Genomic DNA, 25,124 nt, shown 5'->3' on the forward strand with positions numbered 1-25,124 from the left:
TCCGTAAGATTATTTGAAAACTAACGCTTAGACAACAGGCTAAGTAATGGTTGGCTAAACTGTGTAGCGAAGCGAAACGTAGCCAACTATTACTTGTTATGTTTACCTACCACCAGAATCTTGATTGTTATTAGGTATATCATTACATACAGCACAATTAATATTTTTGCGATAATTGTAGAAACGCCTAATAGCAAAAATGGTTACCGATACTAAGGCCCACAAAATACCGAATTCAATAGAGTATTCTAGACTTCTGCCTTTTAAGTATTGAACGCCAGTCAGCAGAGAAAAAATAATTGGTAGAGCTATAGCGTATTGAACAATCCATTTTTTTATTGGCATAAATATTCCATTAACACTCTGAGCTTGAAGTAAACACAACAACTTAATCGACGACCTTCGTCGTTTTATAAACCGACAAATGTTCCTATATTCAATGCATTTACCTTATCCACCAAATAGCCAACTGTAAACAATTACTTAATTTCGAACAGATTATGTAATTGCAGAAATTCAGCCTGTGTTATTTAAAAGGCGGTTACTTAAACTAAAACCTTTAAAAATGGCTCACTTTATACTCGCCAAACTCGTTATACCTGCACAAATGTATTCAGCCATAGCGCTTTACGATATTATGCTCTTTTATATTTAATTTAACTTTCAGGGCATATAATGACAACGCACACACCGCCTTCCCACTCAGCCAACACAGCTGAAAACACCTCTCTTTTTTACGTAATTTTTATCTCTGCCGTGGCTGCTATTGGTGGCTTTTTATTTGGTTTTGACTCGGGCGTTATTAACGGCACGGTGTCGGCACTCGGTAATGCGTTTAATTCTAGCAGTGTGGCTACGGGCTTTAACGTAGCGTCTGTGTTACTTGGCTGTGCCCTAGGTGCACTTGCTGCGGGGCCGCTGGCTGATAAATTTGGCCGCCGTGCAATTATGATCATCACCGCGATTATTTTTGCCATTAGTGCGTTTGGCTCAGGCATTAGCGAAAGCTCTGCTGAGTTTATTTTTTATCGTTTATTTGGTGGCTTAGGTATTGGTGCTGCATCGGTATTAGCGCCAGCTTACATTGCAGAAGTTGCACCACCAGCACTTCGTGGTCGTTTAGCTACACTACAACAACTCGCTATTGTACTGGGTTTATTTGCTGCGTTTTTAAGTAACTATTTAATAGCTGATGCAGCAGGCAGCGCGCAAAATATTTTAATGCTTGATACAGCCGCTTGGCGCTGGATGTTTTGGGCTGAGCTTGTGCCTGCAATATTGTTTTTAGTGGGTGTGTTGTTTATTCCTGAGTCGCCTCGTTATTTAGTGGCGCAAGGTAAAGTAGCCGATGCCAAAACGGTATTTAGTAAAATTTCGAACGACAATGTTGATGCGCAAATAAGCGATGTTAAACGCTCATTGCATAGCGATACAAAGCCAAGTATTCGTGATTTATTTATTGATGGCAGTAAAAAAGTACACCCAATTGTTTGGGTGGGTGTTGCCCTGAGTGTATTTCAGCAATTTGTGGGTATTAATGTGGTGTTTTATTACGGCTCTGAGCTTTGGCAAGCCGCTGGGTTTGATGAGTCGCAATCGTTATTTATAAATGTATTAGCGGGCACCACTAATATTGTATCGACCTTTATTGCCATTGCCCTCGTTGATAAAGTTGGCCGTAAACCACTGCTGCTTGTAGGTAGTATTGGTATGTTTATTAGCTTAAGCGCACTTACCTATATATTTGGTAGCGCAGGCCTTGATGAAGCAGGCAAGCTAGCCCTTAGCGATAACATGGGTACTTTTGCACTTATTATGGCTAACTTATTTGTGGTATTTTTTGGCTTAAGTTGGGGCCCAATTGTATGGGTATTATTAGGCGAAATGTTTAATAACCGCATTCGTGGTGCAGCCCTTGCTGTTGCAGCAAGCGCACAATGGATTGCTAACTTTGCAATTACCATGACCTTCCCTATTATGCTGGCTAACATTGGCCTTGCCGGCGCTTATGGCTTTTATGCGTTATCGGCACTTATAAGTATATTTTTTGTTGTTAAATACATTAAAGAAACACGCGGTAAAACGCTTGAATCTATGTGATTTTTAAAAGCGGTGATATTAATCGTAATCGCCGCTTTGCCTTTACCTACAGTAGTGCTATTTAAGAATGATTGTTTAGATGAGCTAAACGTTAATTAATAAATATATTTTAAACTGCTATTGATACGCAAACGCTGCTTTACCAGCAAACTTTTAATACCAAAGTGTATAGCTACCGATTGCATACTTAAATATCATTATAGCTCAATACGTTAGTGAATCTTTTAACTTAAGCTAAGGCTGAATAGCAATCTACGCTCATTTATTTAAACTTTATAACCATTGCCGTATTACCTTTTATTATAACTAATCTATTTAAATTCCTTTTTAGAATATCAAAAATTAGCTATTGTCCGCCCATTCCAACTTTATGTATTTACTAAAATGAAAAAACAGTTAATTTCAGGCTTAGCTTTAACGTGCGCGTTAGGTTCGTTCAGTGCATTTGCTACTAATGGTTATTTTACTCACGGCTATGGCATGACCCACAAAGGCATGGCTGGCGCAGGTGTAGCGCTGTCAGAAGAGTTAATGTCTGGCGCTAATAATCCAGCAACCTTTTTACCTAACGGAACAGAGCTATCTCTGGGCTTAGAGCTTTTTTCACCTGAACGAAAATATACTGCATCAAAAGTAGATACTTTTTACCCTGGCGCATTTTATCTTGAAGCAAAAACACAAAAAAGCGACAACACCGTATTTGCAATTCCAGAGTTTGCTATTGGCCATCAATTAAATGGAAAAGTAAATATTGGTTTATTAGTGTATGGCAACGGCGGTATGAATACCGAGTACGGCGCAGAATCCTCTACTGAGGGGACTTTTTACGCTGGTACGGCAGGCGTTGATTTAAAACAACTCTTTATTAGCCCAACAGTAAGCTATAAGTTGAATGAACAAACACGCCTTGGTGTATCCCCTATTTACGTGGTGCAACAGTTTGAAGCACAAGGGCTTGGAAGCTTTGCTCCTTTTTCGCAATCACCAGAAGCGCTTACAAATAATGGCACCGATACAAGTACAGGCCTAGGTATACAACTGGGTATTAGCCAAGATATAAATTCGTCATTAAGCTGGGGGGCAAGTTACCGCTCATCCGTGTCTATGCAAGAGTTTGATAGCTATAAAGGTTTGTTTGCAGAGCAAGGAGGATTTGATCTGCCAAGTTCGTTTCAACTTGGTGCTGCCTATAAGCTTACCCCAAGTAATCAGGTTGTATTTGATTGGCAAAAAATAAATTACAGCGAAGTAAAAAGTATTGCAAATCCAGTTAATAACTTGATGTCAGCGCCTTTAGGGGCTGATGCAGGAGCTGGGTTCGGCTGGAACGATATGACTATTTATAAGCTTGGCTATCAATGGCAGCGTACATCGCAACAAAAAATTCGTTTTGGGGTGTCTTACACCGAGCAACCGATTCCTTCTTCTCAAGTTATATTAAATATTTTAGCGCCGGGCGTTCAAGAGTGGCATTTTACAACTGGCTTTAGCCATTCTTTTACCAACAAGGTACAATTAAACGCTATGGCTTTTTATTCGCCAGCAAAAAAAGTAACGGGTGCTAACTATTTAGCGCCTAATCAACAATTATCAATCGAAATGAAACAAACCGGTTTAGGCGTTTCTATTGTTTGGGAAATTTAAAAATGATAACAGAATTCACCCCAGTATCGGCTGCAATAGGCGGTGCATTAATAGGTATAGCGTGTACGTTATTACTGGTTTTATACGGAAAAATTGCGGGCATATCAGGCATTGTTAAGTCTGTATTTGCTAAAGCAAATTCAGACTCTCGTTGGCAATTATACTTTATTTTAGGGTTGTTGTTGGCAGGTATAGCGGTAAGAGTATTTGCCCCTTCTTTATTAGAAGGCGAATTGCAATTACCGCCTTGGCTTATTGTTGTTGCAGGGCTTTTAGTTGGCGCTGGTACAACTTTAGCTAACGGGTGCACAAGTGGCCATGGCGTGTGCGGCATGTCGCGCTTTTCTGCTCGCTCTTGGGTTGCAACATGTACATTTATGCTTGTTGCCTTCATTACAGCAAACCTTGTAGGATAAATAATGAAAGCAATTATGATGGTTGTTATAGGCTTTATATTTGGCTTAGGGCTTATTATTAGCGGGATGACAAACCCTGCTAAAGTGATTAACTTTCTTACCTATGGAAACCAATGGGATGGAAGCTTAATTATAGTGATGGCTGTTGCCATGCTAATAATGATGCTTACATGGTTATGGGTTGCAAAAAAAGAGAAACCACTTATTTCAGGAACATTTAATTTAAGTAATTTAAAAAATATTGATGCGCGCTTAATTATCGGCTCAGTATTTTTTGGTTTAGGCTGGGGTTTAAGTGGCATTTGCCCAGGCCCTGGCTTGGTTCAATTGGTATCTCTTAAAATGGAATTTTTGTTATTTTTTGCAGCCGTCTTAGGCGGTATGTGGTTAGCTAAAAAAGTATAATATTTGCTGCCGACTAAAACTCGGCAGCTACTTTTCCAAACAAAGGTACATAACTTGCTGCAATATATATAAAACTATATTGAACAGGTTTAAGTTATGCTAAATAAAGCGCTGGAATTTTCCAACAGCACCCCCTGGTTAAGCGCGATTTCATCTCTCTTACTTATAGCTATACTACTGTTTTTAATTCGCTTTTTTGTAATGTACTGGCTAAAAAAATGGACTTCAAAAACCAAGTTTATATTCGATACTTTACTAATAGAGTCAATATCTAAACCGCTAACACTGTGCACAATTATTGTGCTACTCACCATTTTAGAGCACGACACCTTCATTATTAGTACTTCTATTTCTCAACAAATTCCTTTTAATAGCATTAATATTGTACTAGCTCTACTGGCACTTATTATGTTTTTAGACCGCTTTATTATTGGCACTATTAATTACTATGGTAAACAATCTGCCGTTGTTTTTAATTCAAAAAGCATAATTAAAGGCGTGATACGCGTTACATTATCATCCGTCGGAATACTAGTATTAATGGGCACGTTAGGTATTTCTATTACACCCATTATTGCCTCGTTAGGTATTACATCACTGGCTGTTGCCCTTGCTTTACAACCTACCCTCGAAAACTTTTTTTCTGGCGTGCAGCTAGTGATAGATAAACCCATAAGAGTGGGCGATTTTATTGAGCTGGAATCAAAAGAACAAGGCTTTGTAGATCACATAGGCTGGCGCTCTACATGGGTTAAAATGCTACCTAATAATATGATTATTATACCTAATAGCCAATTATCTAAATCGCGTATTATTAATTACTTTTATCCTGAAAGAGAGCTAAGCGTCCCTGTAGATATAAGCGTGCATTACGATTCGGATTTAGAATTTGTTGAGCAAGTAACACTTGAAGTGGCTCGTGAAATACTTATTTCACACGAATGGGGCGTTGATGATTACAATACCTTTGTGGTTTTTCATACCTTTGACAGATCAAGTATTAACTTTACGGTTATGCTGCGCGCAAAAGAATACTTTAATCGCTTTTGGGTTAAATCTGCTTTTATAAAAGCCCTGCATAAACGCTATAAAAAAGAAGGCATTGTAATTCCCTTCCCTATTACGGCTATTAACACTACACAAGAATCCGCTAAATTTAATAGTGATAAAAAGGTGCAAGGCGATACTTAAAACAAAGCGCGAGAGACACTCGCGCTAATAAGTATTAAAACTTGTAGGTTATTTGCCCAACAATTTCACGCGGGCTACCCGGAAAGTGACCGTTACGCTGGCTAAATCCGCTTACAGCATATTCCTTATCAAACAGGTTGTTAATATTTACACTTAGTAATACGTCATCAAAGCGACTCGTCCAGCTCATATCAAATACGGTAAACGGTTTTACTTTTTGACCATCGGAGCTTACTTGCTCACTCACATAATTAGCGCCAAACGCAATAGAAGAATTAATCGAATCGAGCCCAAAGCGTGACCATAAACCCGCCTGATGGCGCGGCGCATTAGCAAAGCGCGAGCCATCACCAAATGTATCTGAAAGCGTATCACCCGTTACGCCGTCTACTACTTGCGTATCGTTGTATGCGTAGTTAGCCGTTATTGTCCAATGCTCGGATAAATCGCCTACTAAAGTTGTTTCAAATCCACGGCTTTCAACTTCACCTATATTTAAAAGTGCGGCAATACCATCACCCGCGCCCGTATCGTCAGGGTTGCTCATTACCACGTTTTCTTTATTAATTTGATAAACAGCAAATGTACTCATTATTTTGCCGTCAAACCATCGGTTTTTCATACCCAGCTCGGTTTGCTTACCTGTTTCTGGGTCTAAGTTGCCCTCGCCTACCACATCTTCCTGATCGCCCGACGATGTAGGATTAAAGCTTTCAGAGTAGTTTATGTAAACAGAGGTGTTTTCTATTGGCTGGTACGTTACTGCAACGCGAGGAGTTACACCGTTGTCAGAATAGCTAAAGCCTGTTTCCTTATTTAATTCTTTAAAGTAATCGTAGCGTAAGCCTGCAATTACGGTCCATTGTTCGCCAATACTTATAACATCTTGAGCGTATACACCAAAGCGATCGGTATCTACACCATCACGATCTAAATCGGTTAAGTTATAGGTGCTAGGGTCTGTTTCACCGTAATTAAGTGTATAAATATTTAAGTTTGCTACACCATCAGCCTCATATCGGGCACGCAAGTAATCGTACTGCGTTTCTACCACATGGTAATCGCCACCAAATAAAAATTGATGCTCTAAATTACCTTGCTCAATGTTATATACAAAATCAGTTGTTAAGCTTATTTCTTCGTTTGCTCGAAACTGTTTGCGGTATTCTCGTCTTATAGTTTCATCATCTATATTAGCAACGCCATCACCATTTACGTCAACCCAATTTTGCGACTCGTGATACGCTTGGTCGCGCTCATTATCAAGGTATCGCACAGTAGAGCTAACAGAGAAGTCATCAGAAAAACTATGATTTAACTCAGCTTGAAGCACCAAAGCTTCCATATCTTGATAGTCAAATGATTCGTTCGCGTTATACGAAGGGTCTACCAGAAAGTTGCCATTATCATCTACCGGTACTCCACGTAAGCGATTGCCACCTAAGTCTTGTTTTATGTAATCAATACTTGTTGTAAGCGTTGTTGAATCACTCAAATCAAATAACAATCCGCCTGTTAGCTCGGTGTTTTTTGAGTCTGCATTGTTACGAAAGCTGTCTTGCTCTTCATAAAAACCACCCAATCTATAAGCCATTGTATCGCTTAAACCACCGGTCATATCGAGTGATGCGCCACGCGTGTTGTAGTTACCCAAGGTGAGCTTTAATTCGCGCTTTTCTAAGTAGCTTGGTTTTTTGGTTACGTAATTAATCATTCCACCAGGTTCGCCACCGCCATATAAAGCTGAGGCTGGGCCTTTTAATACTTCAACACGTTCAACATTAAATAACTGCGGTACACCAAAGCCTGAGTACGGGTCGCCGCGTACACCATCGTAAAATACATTGGCATCATCTCTAAAACCACGAAAAGTTACGCCTGAGTAGCTATATTCACTTACGCCAGCAATTGAGCGGTATAAGTCGGTAATGTCACGAGCCGCTTGGTCAATTATAAGTTGCTCTGTTAAAACCTGAGCCGATTGCGGAAGTTTAATAAGATCTAAATTAGTTTTAGTACCAATTTTACTCTCAGTTTCTAGGTAAAATTGCTGAGCACGACCTGTTACTTCAATTGTTTCAATTTCGTCGTTTTGCTTGGCAAATGTCATTTGAGAAAAAGCAGATAAAGACACGAAAATACTTAATGCCAAGTAATTAGGGTTAAACATGATAGTTCCTGAGAGAAGTGTAGGTAGCTAAGAAGCCAAATGATAACTCTTATCATTATTATAATCAACGGAAATAAAAGTTTAACACTCCTTAATATTAGAATTAAAAGCACCTAAAACAGGGGTTTACTTACGAATTAATCAAGCGGTGATTAATAAAATAAACAGCATAACTAGAATATTAAATTGATATAATATAACATACCGAAAGTTGCAAATTAGTAAGTTCTCTAAATGATAAATAAACTGCCCGTCACAGTGTTATCAGGCTTTTTAGGAGCCGGTAAAACAACCGTACTTAGTCATATCCTTAATAATAGACAAGGTAAAAAAGTTGCCGTTATAGTTAACGATATGAGCGATATAAATATAGATGCTGCAACAATTAAAAGTGGTGTATCGCTAAGTCACAGCGATGAAAAGCTAGTTGAAATGAGTAACGGCTGCATTTGCTGCACCTTACGTGAAGACTTGCTGATTGAAGTAGGAAAACTGGCCAAAGAAGGTCGTTTTGATTATCTCGTTATTGAATCAACGGGTATATCTGAGCCCCTCCCAGTGGCCGAAACATTTACCTTTGCCGATGAAAACGGTAATTCGCTGGGTGATGTTGCCACTCTTGATACAATGGTAACGGTGGTTGATGCAGTCAACTTCTTAAACGATTACGAGCAAGCAAACGATCTACAACAAACGGGCGAATCACTTGGTGAAGACGATGATCGCAGTGTAGCCGACCTACTTGTTGATCAAGTTGAATTTGCCGACGTAATTTTAATAAGTAAAACTGATTTAATTACAAACGATGAATTAAATAGACTCACTGCCATTTTAAATACGCTCAATACTCAAGCTAACATTATTCCTATTTCAAACGGCCATATTAATATTAACGAAGTGCTAAACACCGGTTTGTTTAATTTTGAACGTGCCCAACAAGCACCGGGTTGGCTTAAAGAAATGCGTGGTGAACATATTCCCGAAACCGAAGAGTATGGTATTAGCAGCTTTAATTACACTGCGCGCCGCCCATTTGACCCAGAAAAGTTTTATAAATTTTTGCACAATACCGAGCAATTTGGCAAGCTCATTCGTTCTAAAGGTTATTTTTGGTTAGCAACGCGCCCTTTATTTTGCGCGCAGTGGAGCCAAGCTGGCGGTATAGCTCATTACGGGTTTGCAGGTATGTTTTATAAAGCAATACCTAAAAAAGACTGGCCCACAGAGCCCGAACTACTTGCTGATATAAACAGTAAATGGGTAGAGCCCTTTGGTGATATGCGCCAAGAGCTTGTTTTTATTGGTCAGTCGTTAGATAAAAAAGCCATGATTAAAGCGCTTGATGACTGCCTTCTCCCGGAAGATGCCGTACTTAAAGGTAAAGACTTTTGGAGAACCTATAACGACCCGTTTCCTATTTGGGAGGAAGAATAATGAACGCACTTGCCCCTTTAACTCACTCTACGCCAGCTACAATGCAGCTATTACGTAAAGCAGCTCAAAGCACTAACGCTAATATACTTCCGCAAATTTATAACCAAGACACTAACATTGTTATTTGGAAAAGAGACCTTGAGCAAACATTAACAAAAGCAGTTAATGCACTCATTGCCACCAGCGCGTTAAAGCCAATAGAACTTGCTGTATCGCCCAATGACGCTTTTGATCAGTTAATAACTGCGCTTAAGGCAGAAGATAATAATCGTGATGAAGTTAATACACTTTGTGAAGACATTGCCTTACTTGTTGAAATGTTTTGCTGCCTGTTTGATTTAAAGCGCGCTGGGTTAAGGCTGAAAATATTAGATAAACCCATGTGTCCGCGTTTTCATGTAGACAAAATTCCGTGCCGGTTAGTTACTACCTACCAAGGCGTTGCTACGCAGTGGTTAAATCACAGCGATGTAAACCGCTCAAAGCTAGGTACGGGTAATTTAGGTAAACCAGATGAAGAGTCTGGTTTATTTGAAAACTTAAGTCATATTAATCAACTACAACAAGGTGATGTGGCACTGCTTAAAGGAGAATACTGGGATGACAACGAGGGTGCAGGGCTTGTACATCGCTCGCCACCAGTGGCTGCAAACGAGCAACGCTTATTACTTACCCTGGATTTTATTTAATGCGTTTAAATTAATAATATACCTAATGTAATGGCGTCTCTTTTCAATAATTGGCCAACCCTTTTTAACACTCAAGGCTAATACAAAAAACGCTCCATAAAGGAGCGTTAATCAAAGCATCTATCTGTTAGCTAAAATAGACCTTAAGCAGATAACGGCATTGAAATATCTGCTGCGGATACTTTTTTCATGCTGCCTTCTTGCTCTAAGCGAATATGCCAGCTAAACGCTTCTTCAAGTAAATGAGGCGTATGCCCGCCACGCTCACAAGCGCGCTCGTAATAGTCTAACATTGCTTCGCGATAATCTGGGTGCACACAATGCTTAATAACTTGTACAGCACGCTCACGCGGTGCTAAGCCACGTAAATCAGCTAAGCCTTGCTCGGTTACTAAAATATCAACATCGTGCTCATTATGATCAACATGGCTCGCCATGGGCACAACGCTTGAAATAGCACCATTTTTAGCAATCGACTTAGTCACAAATATTGCTAAATGAGCATTACGAGCAAAATCACCCGAGCCGCCAATACCATTCATCATTCGTGTACCACACACATGTGTTGAATTTACATTGCCGTACATATCAAACTCAAGTGCAGTATTAATGGCAATAATACCTAAACGGCGCACTATTTCAGGGTGGTTCGAAATTTCTTGAGGGCGTAATACTAGTTTATCTTTGTATTTTTCTAAATTATTAAATACTTGTGCGTTACAACGCTCTGACAAAACAATTGAGCTGCCCGATGCAAAGCTCATCTTACCTGCGTCAATTAGGTCAAACGTCGAATCTTGTAGTACCTCAGAGTACATTGTTAGGTCTTTAAAGTCAGAGTCGAGTAGCCCCATCATCACTGCATTAGCAATGTTACCAATGCCTGCTTGCAGCGGACCTAAATTAGCTGGCAATTTATTTTGAGCCACTTCGTCTTTAAAAAAGTTAACCAAATGGCGCGCAATAGATGCGGTATCTTCATCAGGGTCGGTAACGGTAGAAAACGAGTCGCTTTGGTTAGTAAAAACAATACCAACAATTTTTGCAGGATCGATAGGAATAGCAGTGCTACCAATACGGTCATCTACTTTAACTAACGGCATTGGTTGGCGAGTAGGACGATACGAAGGAATGTATATATCGTGCAAACCTTCAAGATTAGGGTTATGCAGCATATTAATTTCAACGATGACTTCTTTAGCAAAAATAGCAAAACTCGCTGAATTACCTACCGATGTAGTTGGCACAATATGCCCTTCTTCGGTAATGGCGACTGCTTCAATAACAGCTACATCAGGCATGGTTAATTGATGGTTACGTAAATGCTCAACCGTTTCAGATAAATGCTGATCAATAAACATAACTTCGCCATTATTAATCGCTTTACGTAAAGTGCTATCTACTTGAAAAGGCATACGACGCGCTAAAATGCCCGCTTCGGTAAGTAGTTTATCTAAATCATTACCTAAAGATGCGCCAGTCATTAAATTTATTTTTATTGGATTTTTTTTGACTTGCTCAATTAACGCTCTGGGTACTGCTTTAGCTTCTCCGGCACGAGTGAAGCCACTCATCCCTACAGTCATTCCATCTTTAATAAACAGACTAGCCTGCTCAGCAGACATAACTTTATTGTGTAGATTACTATTGCGAATACGTTCCAAGTTCATTTTGAGCCCCTTTCTAAATTTCACATTATTCTAATCCTAACTTCGTACTAAACAATCTAGACTTAAGTCGCATTTACGAAGTGGGGATAAGCAATATGCTAAAAAGAGAAACAACCTTACGACTTGTTAACATTAATACGTGGTTATTATTAATACTTTCAACAAAAATAAAACAATAACTTGTACTGTAATCCATAAATTAATTGCATTATTTTATGAGATGAAATGTTTTTTGAAGAATTAAGATTATTAATTTAAACACCCAATGTTGTTTGAAGCATAAGTTGACATAAGAACATACGTTTTTACTGGGCTACAGCGCCGTAAGTGAAGTGTAACTTGGCATAAAATTGAAGCGTATAATGGCATAAAGTTACCATCCTAATCTATGTCTAATAGATATTGATAGTTGAGAGAGCTTTATTAAGACCAACTTTGCCGGATCTTATATCGCTTATCAATTCTTTGATACATAAACTAGTTGGTAAACCGGAAATAACAATTTGTGAATCTAGGTTCAATCTTATAAAAAGTGAGTTCAACTCATCGATAATATGTTCTCTAATGAGGATTTTACTTAGATTGAACTTTAACTCCCTATTTACAATGTAAAACTCAGTGGCAAATCCAGTTCTTGAGTCCCTTTGGTTACCCCCAATACAGTTAATAATTTTATAAATATATTTTGTAGTTTCCCTGTTATAACTTTCAAAATTAAAACCAATAGAATTTTGAATTAAGTCAGCATTGTCTACGCAAGGCGGAGTAGTATTTGTATTTTGAGCTAACCCCTTTAATATCTTTCTATAACTTTTCCAATGACAGACCTTCTCAGGTAAAGTTAATGTCCATACATATTTAGCCCTATTAAAAATAAATTTTTTATTGTTATTTTTTTGCTGCTCCTTTGGCACAACTTGTACAAAGAGATATTTGAGGTCATAAAACGATTGTTCTGGGATATGACTTAAACAGTAGCCATCTGATTCAACTATTTCGTACCTCACAACTCCCGAATATGAAAGTACATTACCTAAGGTATTTATAACCTCACATATAATTTGATTAACCTCAGTTGCGTCAGATCCTGTTATGCTATTTAAAAGACACTTTGCTTTATCAATGTCATTGCCAGATAACTCGGTATGAAAATTAGAGTAAGAGTTCGACCTACCACCGTAAGGAAGCAAAGCAGTATGCAACTCTTCTCTAAAGATATGCACTTGAGGAGACCTTCGAAAGTCATGTTCATTGTTATTAGCGATAATTCTGGGTAAAAATTTAGGGCTTTGTGATTTTTTATTATTCTGCATCAGATAGACCTTTTATATACGTGCTATATTTTTCTTTTTCTCGTAAAATATCGTTTGTTAAATCACGCCTAATATTTACTAATCGTTCACCTTCAGCCCCTAACTTTGGAACGATGACCTCAGTAGCAAAAAAATCAACTCCTTCACGGTTAAAATCTCTAGGTTTACAAGCAAATAATCTAACAACTGGATCATCATGAAGTTTTATCTGTTCTGTATGAAAGTAACGTGTACTTATTGATATTTCCTTAGTTTCAATTTCACTACTCAATTTAAGATTTATTGTATTTTTCCAATTAAATCTATGATCCCACCTATTACCTAGTCCGTGGAAACTATCAAAGTAATTTACTGTTGCAAGTACTTGCCCAAAACGACCAAGGTCCTCGTTAAAATAGTGTTCCCAGACCCTTCCAATGAAAAGTTCTAATCTTTTATTTTTATTAAATTTACTAAGGACTAAGCCATATCCAGTCAAATCAAACAAATCAATTAATGCTGTGGATGCAATCCTTAATTGGTTTTCTGACTGCCATGCATGCTTATATTTTTCTGAAATTAATTCAGAAAATTTATAAAAACTAACCCAAAAATAGGTTCTATACTGCTTTTCAGCTTTTTCAGTCTCATTATTAATTAATGCTTGAAATACACTTTCACCTAAAGAGTGAAGTAAAAGACCATGATAATCAGGAAAATTAACTGGGCGGTTATATGGCAGCAACCCCTTTAATACTACTTCATTTATGTCTTGGATAGTGGTTAACCTCCCCTCCACAATACCGAATATAATATTCAGATCGAAATCGCTCCATTGGTTTTCATCATTTTTATGAGCCAATAGGGAGTTTAAATATTCATCCAGTTCAGGGCGTTGATAGCTAAACTTGGACCAAAACTCTTTTTCACGTATTATGCAGGTTGAAGCAAGCCAGAATCGTTTTGCTGCAATTAAGTTCCCTACCCAGCCTTTATAAAGCTTACCAACCTCATTAGTGATTAGATCTAAATTTTTAGTAAAAGATAGTTCTTCCTCTCGGCATACTTCATCTAAAATATACCAATCAGGTGTTATGTATTTTTTTTCTATTTGATATTCAAACATTAATCTCTCTGATAACCACTCAAGTTTTTTTATGGTATTTTCAGATAATGGAATTTCATAAATAAAATTACTTCTTCTCCACTCCCTTTTTTTAACAAAATCTTTTATTCTTGAACCATGCCTTTGATCTAAACCTTGCTTAAAGGCTAGAAAGCAGTTCGTTGGTAGCGCTGCTACGGCATCACAAATACCTGTTAAGTTTTCGTTTTGATCAGAGCTTTTTTTACAAATAACATTAATATGTTTTGCTACGATATTAGCTGTAAGCTCAATGACACTTAGCGCCCATGTAATATCACCTTTCTTTGATATGGTCTCAACGTAAGTTTTTATATTTGTTAATGTACCATCCGCGAATTCATACTTATCAGCATTTAAGTTTGTCTCTAAACAAGAAAGTAAAACTTTTGAGAGCTCATTTTCTAACCACCTATAATCACGAACCATAGTTGGTTGCAGTGTATGACTAAATTGAAAAGCTAATGTAGTTACAGTGTCTGTGCTTTTATACCAATTTGGATGTTCCAGTTTTGACTTGAACCACTCACTACTTCTAGGTATTTTGTCCTTGTTGTACTCATACCAACATAAAAAATGCGTAATTTCATTCACAAACTTTAGAAAAACTTTACCTGATAGGTGCTTTTCTGTAGTTGATAATTCCGCTAATGCATCTATTGATTCTAACCAATATTGAACGATATTCCTTTCGTGTTTTTGGAACTCTCCTACTTTCCAATTTTTATTTCCTGGAAGTACGTTTTTTACAGACTTATGTATATTTATAAATATTTCATTTGAAAGCTTTGTAGGCTCAAAAAGCGATAAAACCCTCACCCCAAGCTGATAGAACGCAAATACAGCAAAACCCGCTAAAATTGTAATAATCGGCACATTTAAAGGATTAACTCTATACCCTAAAACATATTGAGTTAAAAAAAGTATTCCTAAAAATGTAAAAAATACTAAATATTTAAGATAATTTTTACCAAGGCTTTCATTGAATAATAACTGACGTAAGCTCTGAGGTAATTTTGAGTATATAGCGCCACTAATACTAGTAATAGCGGTATAATATAAACCTATAAAAAGACCACTGATACTTGTTACCGTTGCCACTAATGTTGAGTAGTCCGTATCTCTTAAAACTACCCACCCCTTATTGACAAACCATGGCCTTAGGGGTTCTTCCATAGCTTGCGTTAAGAATGCAATTAGCATAGGTAATACAAAGTACGGTAATGAATTTTTAAACATGTTAAAAATGAAAGCTCGCATGCTTGAAACTTTTACTGCGAACTCCCTTAACTGATAATACCGCTTAGCAACTTCGAATTTTATTAATCTATACCGTCTTTGAATTTTCCAAAAAAATTTATATTGAGAAAATCTCTGCTTCAATTCAATAATCATGAACCAACACTACTCAATAGAAGATGTTTAATCATAGCCGACCTCTAAACCACATAAATTACAATAAACAAAACAGGCTTTACTTCTAAACTGTGTCATATCTTCATTTCCACAGTGGCATTTCAGTTTTTTACATTTCGCATTTAGCTCAGCAATTAAACCTTCTTGAATAACTCTTGGCTGTATATATTTATCAGCTACGGATGCGTAAGCAGAGTTACCACTTAGTCTATTTTGCCTTTTTTCATCTAACCTTTTTCTATAATCATCGTTCTCTTGCTGGCGCTGCCTATATATCTGATCGGCCTCGTTTTTTGCATCAATTTTTGACTGCTGAACATCGAAATAGGTAAGGTTGTTCTCGTTAAAGTGTAAGTCGTTCAAACTCACTAATTTTGATTGCTCTGAACTGACAACTTGTACCTGAAAGCCTAAATCATCGATTCCGTATTGTGTATAAAAACACTTAAAAAACAGCTTGCTTTGATCTCGGCTAGTGATTTTTGATTCAAGGTCAAATACGTAAAGGTTTTCGTTAGAGTTATAAAATATGTCTTTTCGGGTGAAGTTGTTTTTGTCTTGTAGAAATAGCCAAAGGACTGTAGCGCCTTGTTCTTTAAAAAATCGATCTCTCGCAACAATAACATCTAGTGGTACTTGGTCTAACACTAACTCAATAGCTATATCCATGTTGTGCGTGTTAGAGTAAAAACTTATATCTGGTCTTCGCCATGCTTTAGCTAGTCCCGTCTGAAATTGCTCTCGATAAGTTTGTTCTACTTGAATATTTTCATACTCAACTTCGCTTTTAAGCAAATTTGATATAGTCGCTTTATAGTCTTTATGTTTTTTACTTTCTTTTATTCCATTGTAACTAATTGCCTTTAGTTCACTATCGGTGAGGCTTGTTGTGCTTTTCACAGGGCAATCTTCTGAACCAATAGGGTGTTTGAAATGATGTTTTTGTGATGGAGTTCCAGCAAGTATTAAAGGCTGAAAACATGTAGCACATAATATACTACCAAGCCCTTCAGGCTCTCTTAGGAAGCGCCTAAGCTTAAATAGAGCAGCTTCATCTATAGATAGAACTTCATTGGAGGTATAGCTTTTACCCCCGTCAGGTAAAAAGACTTTAGAAACTGTAGACATAAATTAAGCTTTAATTCCATTTAAATGATCATACTTAAGATAGCTAATTTAAAGATCAGAATATGGATAAGCAAGCTTTAATAGCTTTATTTAAAAAAGAATATATTTACGAAGAATGTTTGATTAAATTTATCTATAACACCCAAATGAGGAATTTGGGTGGCAGTCTTACCAGCCACATCTCGGCACACACGTCACAAACTGTGGCTGCTCCCTTCCGGGCCTGACCAGGTTCGCCTGCTAGTGTTGCGAGAGGACCAATAAGACTACCATTGAGGGCCTTGGTTGGCGCGGGAAGGATTATCTCTACTTTTGCTCTGTTATTCAAGGGATAATCTAAAAAGAAAGTGCGATTGCATACTTCATATACAATCGCGGTGCATTTAGCTGTTTTAGTGCGTATTAATTGTTCTCTAACTGCGCTTTTATATTACGAAGTGCTGCTTTTACTTTTTTCATGTTTTCTGGACCCATACGTAAAAGCTGTTTTTGTGCCGCAGGTAATTGCTCCCACTCCGAAAACGCATACTGGTACGTTACTGAATCACGTAGTAACGGCAAATCACCTTCTGGCTCTGGCGTATCAAGTAATAAATCGATTGCATCGGTTAGCGTTTGATTAAACTCATCATCGCCGTAGCCAATTTCACTGTATGCATTATTAATAAGTGGCTTGTACTCTTCGTACATACGAACGGCTTGCGCTGCACTCATACTAGTAAATATTTTTACGTACGGTGTGTAACGCTCGTAGCTGTTAGGGTTAATCGTTAGGATGTCACCTTCATTTACGCTAAATTTCTCTTCTGGCTGTACAACAGGCGTGTGCTTTTTAGCTACTTTACCTTTAGCTAGGTTATCTACAAATACAACACCACGGCGAATTACATCGTCGGTTACCATTAAGCTCATTACTGAGTCGCTTAGGTATTCGTCGATTTTTGCAACAACAACCGCATCACTTTCGTTAAGCGTTGGTAATGGTTTTACTTCAGGCACCGGCTCACTTGGGCTTTGTGCTGGCACTTCAAGCTCTGCTGGCTTTTCTGGCATAACTGATGGTGCGTCAACTACGGGATCGTTTTCAGGTTTAAGCTCCATCATTGGTTGCTCTTTTGGCGCTTGCTCTACCTCTGTGCGTGTTTGTGGCTCATCACTTGGCTTTAATAGTACAAACGCGGCTGCGCACACAACTATTATTAAAATAATAACGGCGAAAAGAAAATTGTTATTAGGCGGACGTTTTTGAACATCTGACGCTTCTGGTTTATCTGACATACAAACTCCATAAAAATTAAAAGTGCGTTATCACTCAGAGTACTCTGAATGGAAAAAATTCATTATGAGTAGTAACTATAAATACATAACTATTTTAGCTTACAAATATAAACATAAGCTTACTGTACTTACTATTACTCAGTTATCCTTTGATTCTTCTAGCTTAAAGACTTACAGTTAATAAATAAAGTAAAGACGTTGAACAGTTTAAACACCAATATGAAAATCAAGCAAGTCGATCCAGAAAAACCAAAAATAGCCCTATTATTAACGGGCGGTGGCGCACGAGCTGCTTATCAAGTGGGTGTACTTAAAGCGCTAGCTCATAGTATGCCTCGTACTGCTCCATTGCCGTTTAGAGTAATAAATGGCACTTCTGCTGGGGCTATTAACTCTGCGGCTTTAGCATGTTACGCCTCTTGTGCACATTTAGCTGTACGAAAACTTGAATCAGTTTGGAAAAACTTTTCGACCTCGATGGTTTATAAAAGTGACTTCTTAAGCGTATTTGGTCATATTGCGCGTAATATTTTAACTAGCTTTCAGTCAGAGCATATTAATCACCCACCAGCGAGTTTGCTAAATAATCGCCCTCTACGTGGTTTGCTCAATGAAATTTTAGACTTGCACCGGATAGAGCGTAACTTACACCGTAATTATTTAGATGCGCTGTCTATTACAGCTTCTAGTTATACGACGGGCGACTCTGTTGCGTTTTTTCAATCAAATACACAGACACCATGGCAACGCGCTAAACGCGAAGGCCAAGCCACGCGTATTAACGTTGAGCATTTAATGGCGTCGAGTGCCATTCCTATGGTATTTCCAAGTGTAAATATTTATAACCATTACTTTGGTGATGGCTCTATACATCAGCTTTCTCCCTTGAGTCCATCGATTCATTTAGGTGCTGAAAAAATATTTATTATTGGGGTCGACCAGCCTAAAGAGCTTCACCCACCGGGTTATTCGCCGCATTACCCTGGCTTATCAGCTGTTGCAGGGCATTTACTCGATAGCGTATTTACCGACACTATGCAGTCGGATTTAGAGCGACTGGAACGCGTTAACCGCACTTTAGGATTACTCCCCGCTCGTGATAAACATCAAGAACTTAAGCAAATTGATACCTTTGTTATTAACCCTTCGCAAAACTTTAACGCCATTGCCGCGCAGTATTACGACGATATGCCGTGGGCGATTAAAGTATTACTGCGTACGATCGGTGTTAAAAAACATTCGCAATCGAGTTTGACCAGTTACCTATTGTTTGAAAAACGCTATACCCAACATTTAATGCAAATTGGCTATGAAGATGGCATGGCGCAGCTGCCTAAAATGCGTGAGTTTTTAGAGTTAGATTAAGTCCAAACAAGCACATTATTCTATCCCGTCGAGCAGGTAGTGCTCTACCCGCTCAACACGCCTTGGTTTACCTTGTAGTACTAAAACGTCGTTAGGTAACAAGGTTGTTTGCGCTGATGGCGTGTCTATTTCGGACCCTTCTCTGCGAAGTGCTTTTACGAGTACTCGCCGCTTTTCTAAATTTAGATCTTCAATTGTTTTACTCACGGCATAAGCTTGCTTGGGCAATGCTACAACGTGTAAATATTCTAATCGGTCGGTTGAGGCATCTTCGCTATCTTTAAAATACCCTGCGTAAAAACTTTGCATTAATGGATAACGATTACGTCGCTCTTTACTTACTCGGCGAACAATACGTGTCATGGGTACGCCCGACATAGACAACACATGCGAAACGAGCATTAAGCTCGCCTCTAACGACTCGGGCACCACTTCGGTTACACCTAGCGCTTTTAAATAATCGAGCTGGCTGTCGTCACGAGTCCTAATAAGTATTTTAACGTTAGGTGCTATTTGCTTTATGGCATCAATAACAACTTGCGCGTGATCAAACTCAGTAAAAGTAATAATCACCAACCGAGCTCGCTCTACTCCTGCGCATTTTAAAATATCTTTTTGCTTAACATAACCAAATATTACAGGCTCGCCAGCCGCTTTGCCTTCTTGTACAAGTATTGGGTTACTTTCGATGGCAACGTAGTCTATTGCTTCGGGCTTTAAAAAACGCGCTATAGTTTGTCCAACACGCGAAAAACCACAAATAACAACATGATCGCTATAAAGTGTACTACTTTGTGGCTCACTCTCCAGCGCTAAACTTGGGCGATCGAGTATGCCTAAACGATTTAAAATGAATGGCGTTTTATCAATCAAAAATGGTGTAAATGCCATTGAAAGCACACCCAATGCAATTAAAAATGAAGCTTGCTCTGAGTTTAATAACTGATGCTGGCCAGCAAGTGCGATAAGTACAAAACCAAACTCTCCCATTTGCCACAACATAATGCCACAGGCGAGTGAATCTTGGTTTCGTTCATGCATTAGCCGCGCACTAAGTGCTACTACTGTAATTTTTAATATGAGTAACCCAAGCAATGCGCCAATAATTATTACTATGTGCGCCAGTACAAATAAAATATCTAGCTGCATACCCACAGTTACAAAAAACAGCCCCATTAATATATCGCGAAATGGACGTATGTCGGCCTCTAACTGATGCCTATAATGGCTCTCACCTAACATCATTCCCGCTAAAAATGCGCCCAATGCCATAGACAAGCCAAACATATACGTTAAAAAGCCCGCAAATAACGCTACTAATATAGTCGTAAGTACAAACAATTCATCGGTTCGTACTTGCGCTATTTCTTTAAATACTATGGGCAATACCCATTTACCAATTGCCCAAAGGAGCACACATACAAATGCACCTTTACTTAGGGCAAAGGCTAAAGCCCAGCCAATACTTTGTGAGTCGCTTGATGCAAATAAGGGAAGTATTATTAATAGAGGAACAACAGCAATATCTTGAAAAAGCAGCACACCAACGGCTAACTGCCCTCGTCGCTGATTAAGCTCACCCGTCTCTTTTAATAGCTTAACAACCACCGCAGTTGAAGAAAGCGCCATAATTGTGCCAATAGTAAAGCTGGTGAGTAGAGAAAAGTCTAAACAATATAAGATAATAATGAAGAGTAAGCTGGTTATGCCTACTTGCAGAGATCCCAGTCCAAATACTAGGTTTCGCATTGCCATTAACCGCGAGATAGAAAACTCTAACCCCAAACTAAATAACAAAAAGACAATACCAAGCTCTGCTACAAACTCTATTTCATGAGATTGTGCTAACCAACCAATACCATGGCTACCGGCTAAAACCCCAGTTGCTAGGTACGCTAAAATAGGCGGCAAGCCAATGCGTTTAAAAAACCACACAAAAAGCACTGCCGCTACTAATAAGCCAAAAATTTGAGCATTAATACTTTGCAAATGCAGCCTCGCGCTTAAATTAAACTAGTAGCTTGTAAGTAAATATAGCAACCATATGTTTTTCAGGCAATTTTAAAATATGGCACAAAAATAGCTTAGTTATTGCAAAGTAACACCCTCGGGGGAGAATTTAATGGAAAACGTCCATATTTTGACGCAACGTGTGTCAGGTCGCGGTGATTTTTTGCCGTTTTCGGCTGAACATTCACCAACAAACGAAATAACAGAAACACATAAACTCGTTACAGAGCTACAAACAAGCTTAGTGATTGAGGATGTTTTAGCTATATACGCAAAATTTACAAAACAATTGTTAAATTTTTCTGGTTTACAGTTTCAATCAACATTAGGAACTACACAAACATCAGAAAGTGACACAAATAGTACTCCCTATATTTTTGATTTAGCGATCGGTAATGAACACTTAGGGCAACTAATTTACTTTAGTAAGTTTCCGCTTGGCCAAGCAATTGAGAAAAAATTAAATATTTTACATACTGCGCTGGTTTATCCACTTCGCAATGCAATGATGTATAGCAGAGTATTAAAGCTTGCTACAAAAGATGCATTAACCGGTTTAAACAACCGTAGTCAATTTAATGACTTTTTACTGCAAAAACTTGAAAACTGCCGTCGTTATCAGCGTCCATTTAGTTTAATGCTACTTGATCTGGATAACTTTAAACAAGTTAACGATAACTTTGGTCATAAAATTGGTGACGATACACTTAAAGAATTTTCAAAAGTACTGTGTAGCAGCATACGTGGCACTGACTCAGTGTTTAGATTTGGTGGTGATGAGTTTGCTTTACTTATTGAAGACCCTGAGTTTACCACTAATAAAGTGATTGCTGAACGCATAATGTGCTTAGTAAGAAAATCGCCATTAATGTCTAAGTACAAAGTAACAACCAGTATTGGTTTTACTTTAGCTAACAGCCAAGACAGCGAAACTGAAATATTTGCTCGAGCAGATAAAGGCTTATACAAAGCAAAAGCATCTGGCAGAAACTGCGCAAAAGCCTACTAATATTTGCTTAAACTAATTGAATAAAAAAGCCTAGCTTCCCCCGCTAGGCTTTTTTATTGCTAAAATTTCACCCCTAAGGTTTTACACTTACCAATTTATAAATAAACAAAGCAGCACAAAAGCCGAAAAAGAATCCGCTAATTAAATTAAGTAATGCGGTAATTGTAGCAAGCGGTGTAAATAACACTAAAAGCAGTGGCAGGCTCACGCCTAAAATAAAAAACAATCCACCTTTACCTAACCAATAAGCTAATAAAAGCACTGAAGATACAACTCCACCCGCAACTGCATAACCTAACGTAACTATATTTAACTCAAGTAAAACATTAGCGATAATAGCTATTACGGCCGTTATCAGCATACCCATTGGCGCTTTAGTCACTAACGACAAACCAACATGCGGCTGTTTACTCATTTATTTACACTCCCAAAAAATACCATTTTCATCAACATGCTTAGCACTTATAAAATAACCAACCACTTGCACTAATTCATCATTATAGAAAATAAGCGGTACGCTGGCGCGAAGCCAAGGTGCTATTTTTGCATCTTTAAACCAATGCTTAACTGTATTACTACCAGGCTTTTTAAGTGGTTTTATACGCGCACTATTGCAATTAAAGCGCACTATTACTTGCTCATTAGCGTGTGGAGGTCTTACACCGCTACCAGCCCTTTTAATTAATAAACGCCCATCAGCAAGTTTTAGTTCTGAATGATTCAGCTCTGTATCTGTTAATACTTCACGTGGTGTTACAAAATACAAATAACCTTGATGCCGGCGTATTTGCCCATCTAGCAAGTCGATACGCATTTGTGCGTCGTTTTTTGCGCACATTGCTTGATTAATAATTTGCTCAAGTTGCTTTTGTGATGGCATCACTTGAGTAAATAATGCAAGCCACGCACGTACTATATTTGCAATACGCGCTGCGCTGTATTCGCTTATTTGGCTAATGCACAGTGCTTGATGCTCGTTAACACACTTATTTAAATCAAGCTGTGTGTATTCATCAAGTAGAGTTTGTTGTTGCTGTAGTAGCTCAATGCTTCTTGCAGTGCATTGCTCAAACCCATTAAAGCGCTCAGCTAACACAGGCACTATTTTTGAGCGTAAAAAGTTACGATCAAAACTTTCATCTGTATTAGAGTCATCGGTTATGTGGTTAATACCGAACTGCGCTGCAAACGCTTCTATATCGCTTCGCTTAACGTTCAACAATGGCCGAAAACATACACGGCCACTTTGCAGCAAACGCGCTTGGTGCATAGCACCAAGCCCTTTTAAACCTGAGCCACGCTTTAAGCGCAGTAAAAACGTTTCTACTTGGTCGTTTAAGTGTTGGCCCAGTAAAATAATGCTGCTTTGTGGGCTTAGTTCATCAAGTGCTTTATAACGGGCGTCGCGTGCTTGGGCTTCAAGACTTGTGCGCGACTGCTGATCAATGACAACTTTCGCAGCTTCAAAAGGCACACTAAGCTCAATACATACGTTTTTGCAAAAGCGTTGCCAGTCATCAGCATACTGGCTCAAGCCATGGTGAACATAAATAGCCGAGACATTAATTGCAGGGTTATCTGCTTTTAAAGTGCGCATTAAATGCAACAACACCACAGAATCAACGCCACCAGAGAGCGCCACTGTAAAAGCAGTGTTGCCTTGCTCAATATAGCTATTTAGTGATTTTTTTAATTGCTGATAAATTGCTGATGTATGCATATGGGCGCACTTTAATATAAAAACTCTGAACATTTTAAAGCAAAAAAGCCGCATAAGCGGCTTTTTTTTAACATTTAATGCGTTTAGCAATAACCAAACGACATTAAACGTTTGTAACGTTGGTCAAGCATTTCTTCAAGCGTAAGCGCTTGAAGATCAGCTAAGTCACGTTTTAGGCGTTCTTTTAAGTTACGTGCCATACCATCGTAATTGCGGTGCGCTCCACCTAGAGGTTCATCAATTAAATTACTGATTAAATCTAGTTCTTTCACGCGCTCTGCGGTTACACCCATAGCTTCTGCTGCAAGTGGTGCTTTGTCGGCGCTTTTCCAAAGAATTGACGCACAACCTTCAGGCGAAATTACAGAATAAGTGCTGTATTGCAACATGTTAACTCTGTCGCCAACACCAATCGCTAATGCACCACCTGAACCCCCTTCGCCTATAACCGTACATATTGTCGGCACTTTAAGTGTCGCCATTACTTTTAAGTTACGTGCGATTGCTTCAGATTGACCACGCTCTTCAGCGCCAACGCCTGGGTATGCACCCGGTGTGTCGATAAAAGTCATGATTGGCATTTTAAAACGCTCAGCCATTTCCATTAAGCGTAATGCTTTACGGTAACCTTCTGGCTTTGGCATACCAAAGTTGCGTTTAATTTTTTCAGCAGTGTCACGGCCTTTTTGTTGGCCAATAACCATTACTGGTTCGCCATCTAAACGCGCAACGCCACCTAAAATAGCCGGATCGTTAGCAAAAGTACGATCGCCAGCAAACTCGTCAAATTCCGTGAAAATGCGCTCGATATAATCTCGAGTGTAAGGACGCAACGGATGACGTGCTAACTGTGATACTTGCCAAGCGCCTAAATTAGAAAAAATCTCCTGTTTTTGTTTGGCACTTTTTTCTTTTAGTTTGCTGACTTCCTCTTCTAACTCAAGGTCTAATTCGCCAGCGCGGCTTATATTTTGTAATTCTTCAATTTTTGCTTCTAATTCTGCAATTGGAAGCTCAAAATCAAGATAATTGAGGCTCATGCT

Annotated in this window: 20 protein-coding genes and 1 other RNA gene; 9 read left to right on the forward strand and 12 right to left on the reverse strand. The window is 38.5% G+C overall.

What is annotated here, in order from left to right:
* Positions 1 to 102 precede the first annotated feature (102 nt).
* A complete protein-coding gene (locus tag WNY79_RS13135) occupies positions 103 to 345 on the reverse strand; it encodes a hypothetical protein (RefSeq protein ID WP_024599791.1) in 243 nt (80 codons plus the stop codon).
* 330 nt (positions 346 to 675) lie between these two features.
* Between WNY79_RS13135 and WNY79_RS13140 the strand changes: the two genes are divergently transcribed.
* The 5 genes from WNY79_RS13140 to WNY79_RS13160 all read left to right on the forward strand — a co-directional run bounded on the left by WNY79_RS13140 (position 676) and on the right by WNY79_RS13160 (position 5,756).
* Positions 676 to 2,100 carry a sugar porter family MFS transporter gene (locus tag WNY79_RS13140; RefSeq protein WP_342876069.1) on the forward strand — a complete coding sequence of 475 codons (1,425 nt, stop codon included), beginning with the start codon at positions 676 to 678 and terminating at the stop codon, positions 2,098 to 2,100.
* Positions 2,101 to 2,484: 384 nt separating this feature from the next.
* Complete coding sequence (locus WNY79_RS13145; RefSeq protein ID WP_294116018.1) at positions 2,485 to 3,744, forward strand: outer membrane protein transport protein; 1,260 nt, start codon at positions 2,485 to 2,487, stop codon at positions 3,742 to 3,744.
* 2 nt (positions 3,745 to 3,746) lie between these two features.
* Positions 3,747 to 4,160, forward strand: coding sequence for a YeeE/YedE thiosulfate transporter family protein (locus WNY79_RS13150; protein ID WP_182194073.1), 414 nt, complete (start codon positions 3,747 to 3,749; stop codon positions 4,158 to 4,160).
* 3 nt (positions 4,161 to 4,163) lie between these two features.
* On the forward strand, positions 4,164 to 4,565 hold the full coding sequence (locus WNY79_RS13155; protein WP_165721623.1) for a DUF6691 family protein: 402 nt from the start codon (positions 4,164 to 4,166) through the stop codon (positions 4,563 to 4,565).
* Positions 4,566 to 4,661: 96 nt separating this feature from the next.
* On the forward strand, positions 4,662 to 5,756 hold the full coding sequence (locus tag WNY79_RS13160) for a mechanosensitive ion channel family protein (protein ID WP_182194069.1): 1,095 nt from the start codon (positions 4,662 to 4,664) through the stop codon (positions 5,754 to 5,756).
* 34 nt (positions 5,757 to 5,790) lie between these two features.
* Here the strand turns inward: WNY79_RS13160 and WNY79_RS13165 are convergent, their stop codons facing one another.
* A complete protein-coding gene (locus WNY79_RS13165; RefSeq protein WP_342876070.1) occupies positions 5,791 to 7,926 on the reverse strand; it encodes a TonB-dependent siderophore receptor in 2,136 nt (711 codons plus the stop codon).
* A gap of 234 nt (positions 7,927 to 8,160) precedes the next feature.
* Here WNY79_RS13165 and zigA point away from each other — a divergent pair, with 234 nt between their 5' ends.
* Both zigA and WNY79_RS13175 read left to right on the forward strand, forming a co-directional pair.
* Positions 8,161 to 9,360, forward strand: a complete 1,200-nt coding sequence (gene zigA / locus WNY79_RS13170; protein ID WP_342876071.1) for a zinc metallochaperone GTPase ZigA — start codon at positions 8,161 to 8,163, stop codon at positions 9,358 to 9,360.
* Complete coding sequence (locus tag WNY79_RS13175; RefSeq protein WP_342876072.1) at positions 9,360 to 10,049, forward strand: DUF1826 domain-containing protein; 690 nt, start codon at positions 9,360 to 9,362, stop codon at positions 10,047 to 10,049. Before zigA ends, WNY79_RS13175 begins: the two co-directional genes overlap by 1 nt.
* Before the next feature lie 143 nt (positions 10,050 to 10,192).
* Here WNY79_RS13175 and WNY79_RS13180 read toward each other — a convergent pair whose 3' ends face one another.
* From WNY79_RS13180 to WNY79_RS13205, 6 genes are all read right to left on the reverse strand, one after another.
* A complete protein-coding gene (locus tag WNY79_RS13180) occupies positions 10,193 to 11,719 on the reverse strand; it encodes an acetyl-CoA hydrolase/transferase family protein (protein ID WP_342876073.1) in 1,527 nt (508 codons plus the stop codon).
* 392 nt (positions 11,720 to 12,111) lie between these two features.
* Entirely contained in the window at positions 12,112 to 13,032 is a 921-nt protein-coding gene (locus tag WNY79_RS13185) for a hypothetical protein (RefSeq protein WP_342876074.1), read from the reverse strand.
* Positions 13,022 to 15,550 (reverse strand): hypothetical protein, encoded by a 2,529-nt coding sequence (locus WNY79_RS13190; protein ID WP_342876075.1) that lies wholly within the window; start codon positions 15,548 to 15,550, stop codon positions 13,022 to 13,024. The genes WNY79_RS13185 and WNY79_RS13190 overlap by 11 nt, the downstream gene beginning before the upstream one ends.
* Positions 15,551 to 15,577: 27 nt before the next feature.
* Positions 15,578 to 16,699, reverse strand: a complete 1,122-nt coding sequence (locus WNY79_RS13195) for a hypothetical protein (protein WP_342876076.1) — start codon at positions 16,697 to 16,699, stop codon at positions 15,578 to 15,580.
* Positions 16,700 to 16,865: 166 nt separating this feature from the next.
* An RNA gene (gene ffs / locus WNY79_RS13200) (signal recognition particle sRNA small type) lies at positions 16,866 to 16,962 on the reverse strand.
* A gap of 139 nt (positions 16,963 to 17,101) precedes the next feature.
* Positions 17,102 to 17,977, reverse strand: coding sequence for a DUF3014 domain-containing protein (locus WNY79_RS13205; RefSeq protein ID WP_342876077.1), 876 nt, complete (start codon positions 17,975 to 17,977; stop codon positions 17,102 to 17,104).
* A gap of 219 nt (positions 17,978 to 18,196) precedes the next feature.
* Between WNY79_RS13205 and WNY79_RS13210 the strand changes: the two genes are divergently transcribed.
* The gene (locus tag WNY79_RS13210; RefSeq protein WP_024599802.1) at positions 18,197 to 19,342 is read left to right on the forward strand and encodes a patatin-like phospholipase family protein; all 1,146 of its coding nucleotides are present in this window, start codon (positions 18,197 to 18,199) and stop codon (positions 19,340 to 19,342) included.
* Between the two features lie 15 nt (positions 19,343 to 19,357).
* Here the strand turns inward: WNY79_RS13210 and WNY79_RS13215 are convergent, their stop codons facing one another.
* Positions 19,358 to 21,331: a monovalent cation:proton antiporter-2 (CPA2) family protein gene (locus WNY79_RS13215; RefSeq protein ID WP_076924444.1), complete on the reverse strand. Its 1,974-nt coding sequence runs from the start codon at positions 21,329 to 21,331 to the stop codon at positions 19,358 to 19,360.
* A 133-nt stretch (positions 21,332 to 21,464) separates the two neighbouring features.
* Between WNY79_RS13215 and WNY79_RS13220 the strand changes: the two genes are divergently transcribed.
* On the forward strand, positions 21,465 to 22,361 hold the full coding sequence (locus WNY79_RS13220) for a GGDEF domain-containing protein (protein ID WP_024599976.1): 897 nt from the start codon (positions 21,465 to 21,467) through the stop codon (positions 22,359 to 22,361).
* Positions 22,362 to 22,434: 73 nt separating this feature from the next.
* Here the strand turns inward: WNY79_RS13220 and WNY79_RS13225 are convergent, their stop codons facing one another.
* From WNY79_RS13225 to accA, 3 genes are all read right to left on the reverse strand, one after another.
* Complete coding sequence (locus WNY79_RS13225) at positions 22,435 to 22,776, reverse strand: hypothetical protein (protein ID WP_294120164.1); 342 nt, start codon at positions 22,774 to 22,776, stop codon at positions 22,435 to 22,437.
* The gene (gene tilS / locus WNY79_RS13230) at positions 22,777 to 24,081 is read right to left on the reverse strand and encodes a tRNA lysidine(34) synthetase TilS (protein WP_342876078.1); all 1,305 of its coding nucleotides are present in this window, start codon (positions 24,079 to 24,081) and stop codon (positions 22,777 to 22,779) included.
* A gap of 83 nt (positions 24,082 to 24,164) precedes the next feature.
* On the reverse strand, positions 24,165 to 25,121 hold the full coding sequence (gene accA, locus WNY79_RS13235; protein ID WP_024599973.1) for an acetyl-CoA carboxylase carboxyl transferase subunit alpha: 957 nt from the start codon (positions 25,119 to 25,121) through the stop codon (positions 24,165 to 24,167).
* Positions 25,122 to 25,124 lie beyond the last annotated feature (3 nt).

It is taken from the genome of Pseudoalteromonas sp. AS84 (genome assembly GCF_038900255.1).
In the GTDB taxonomy this organism is placed as follows: Bacteria; Pseudomonadota; Gammaproteobacteria; order Enterobacterales; family Alteromonadaceae; genus Pseudoalteromonas.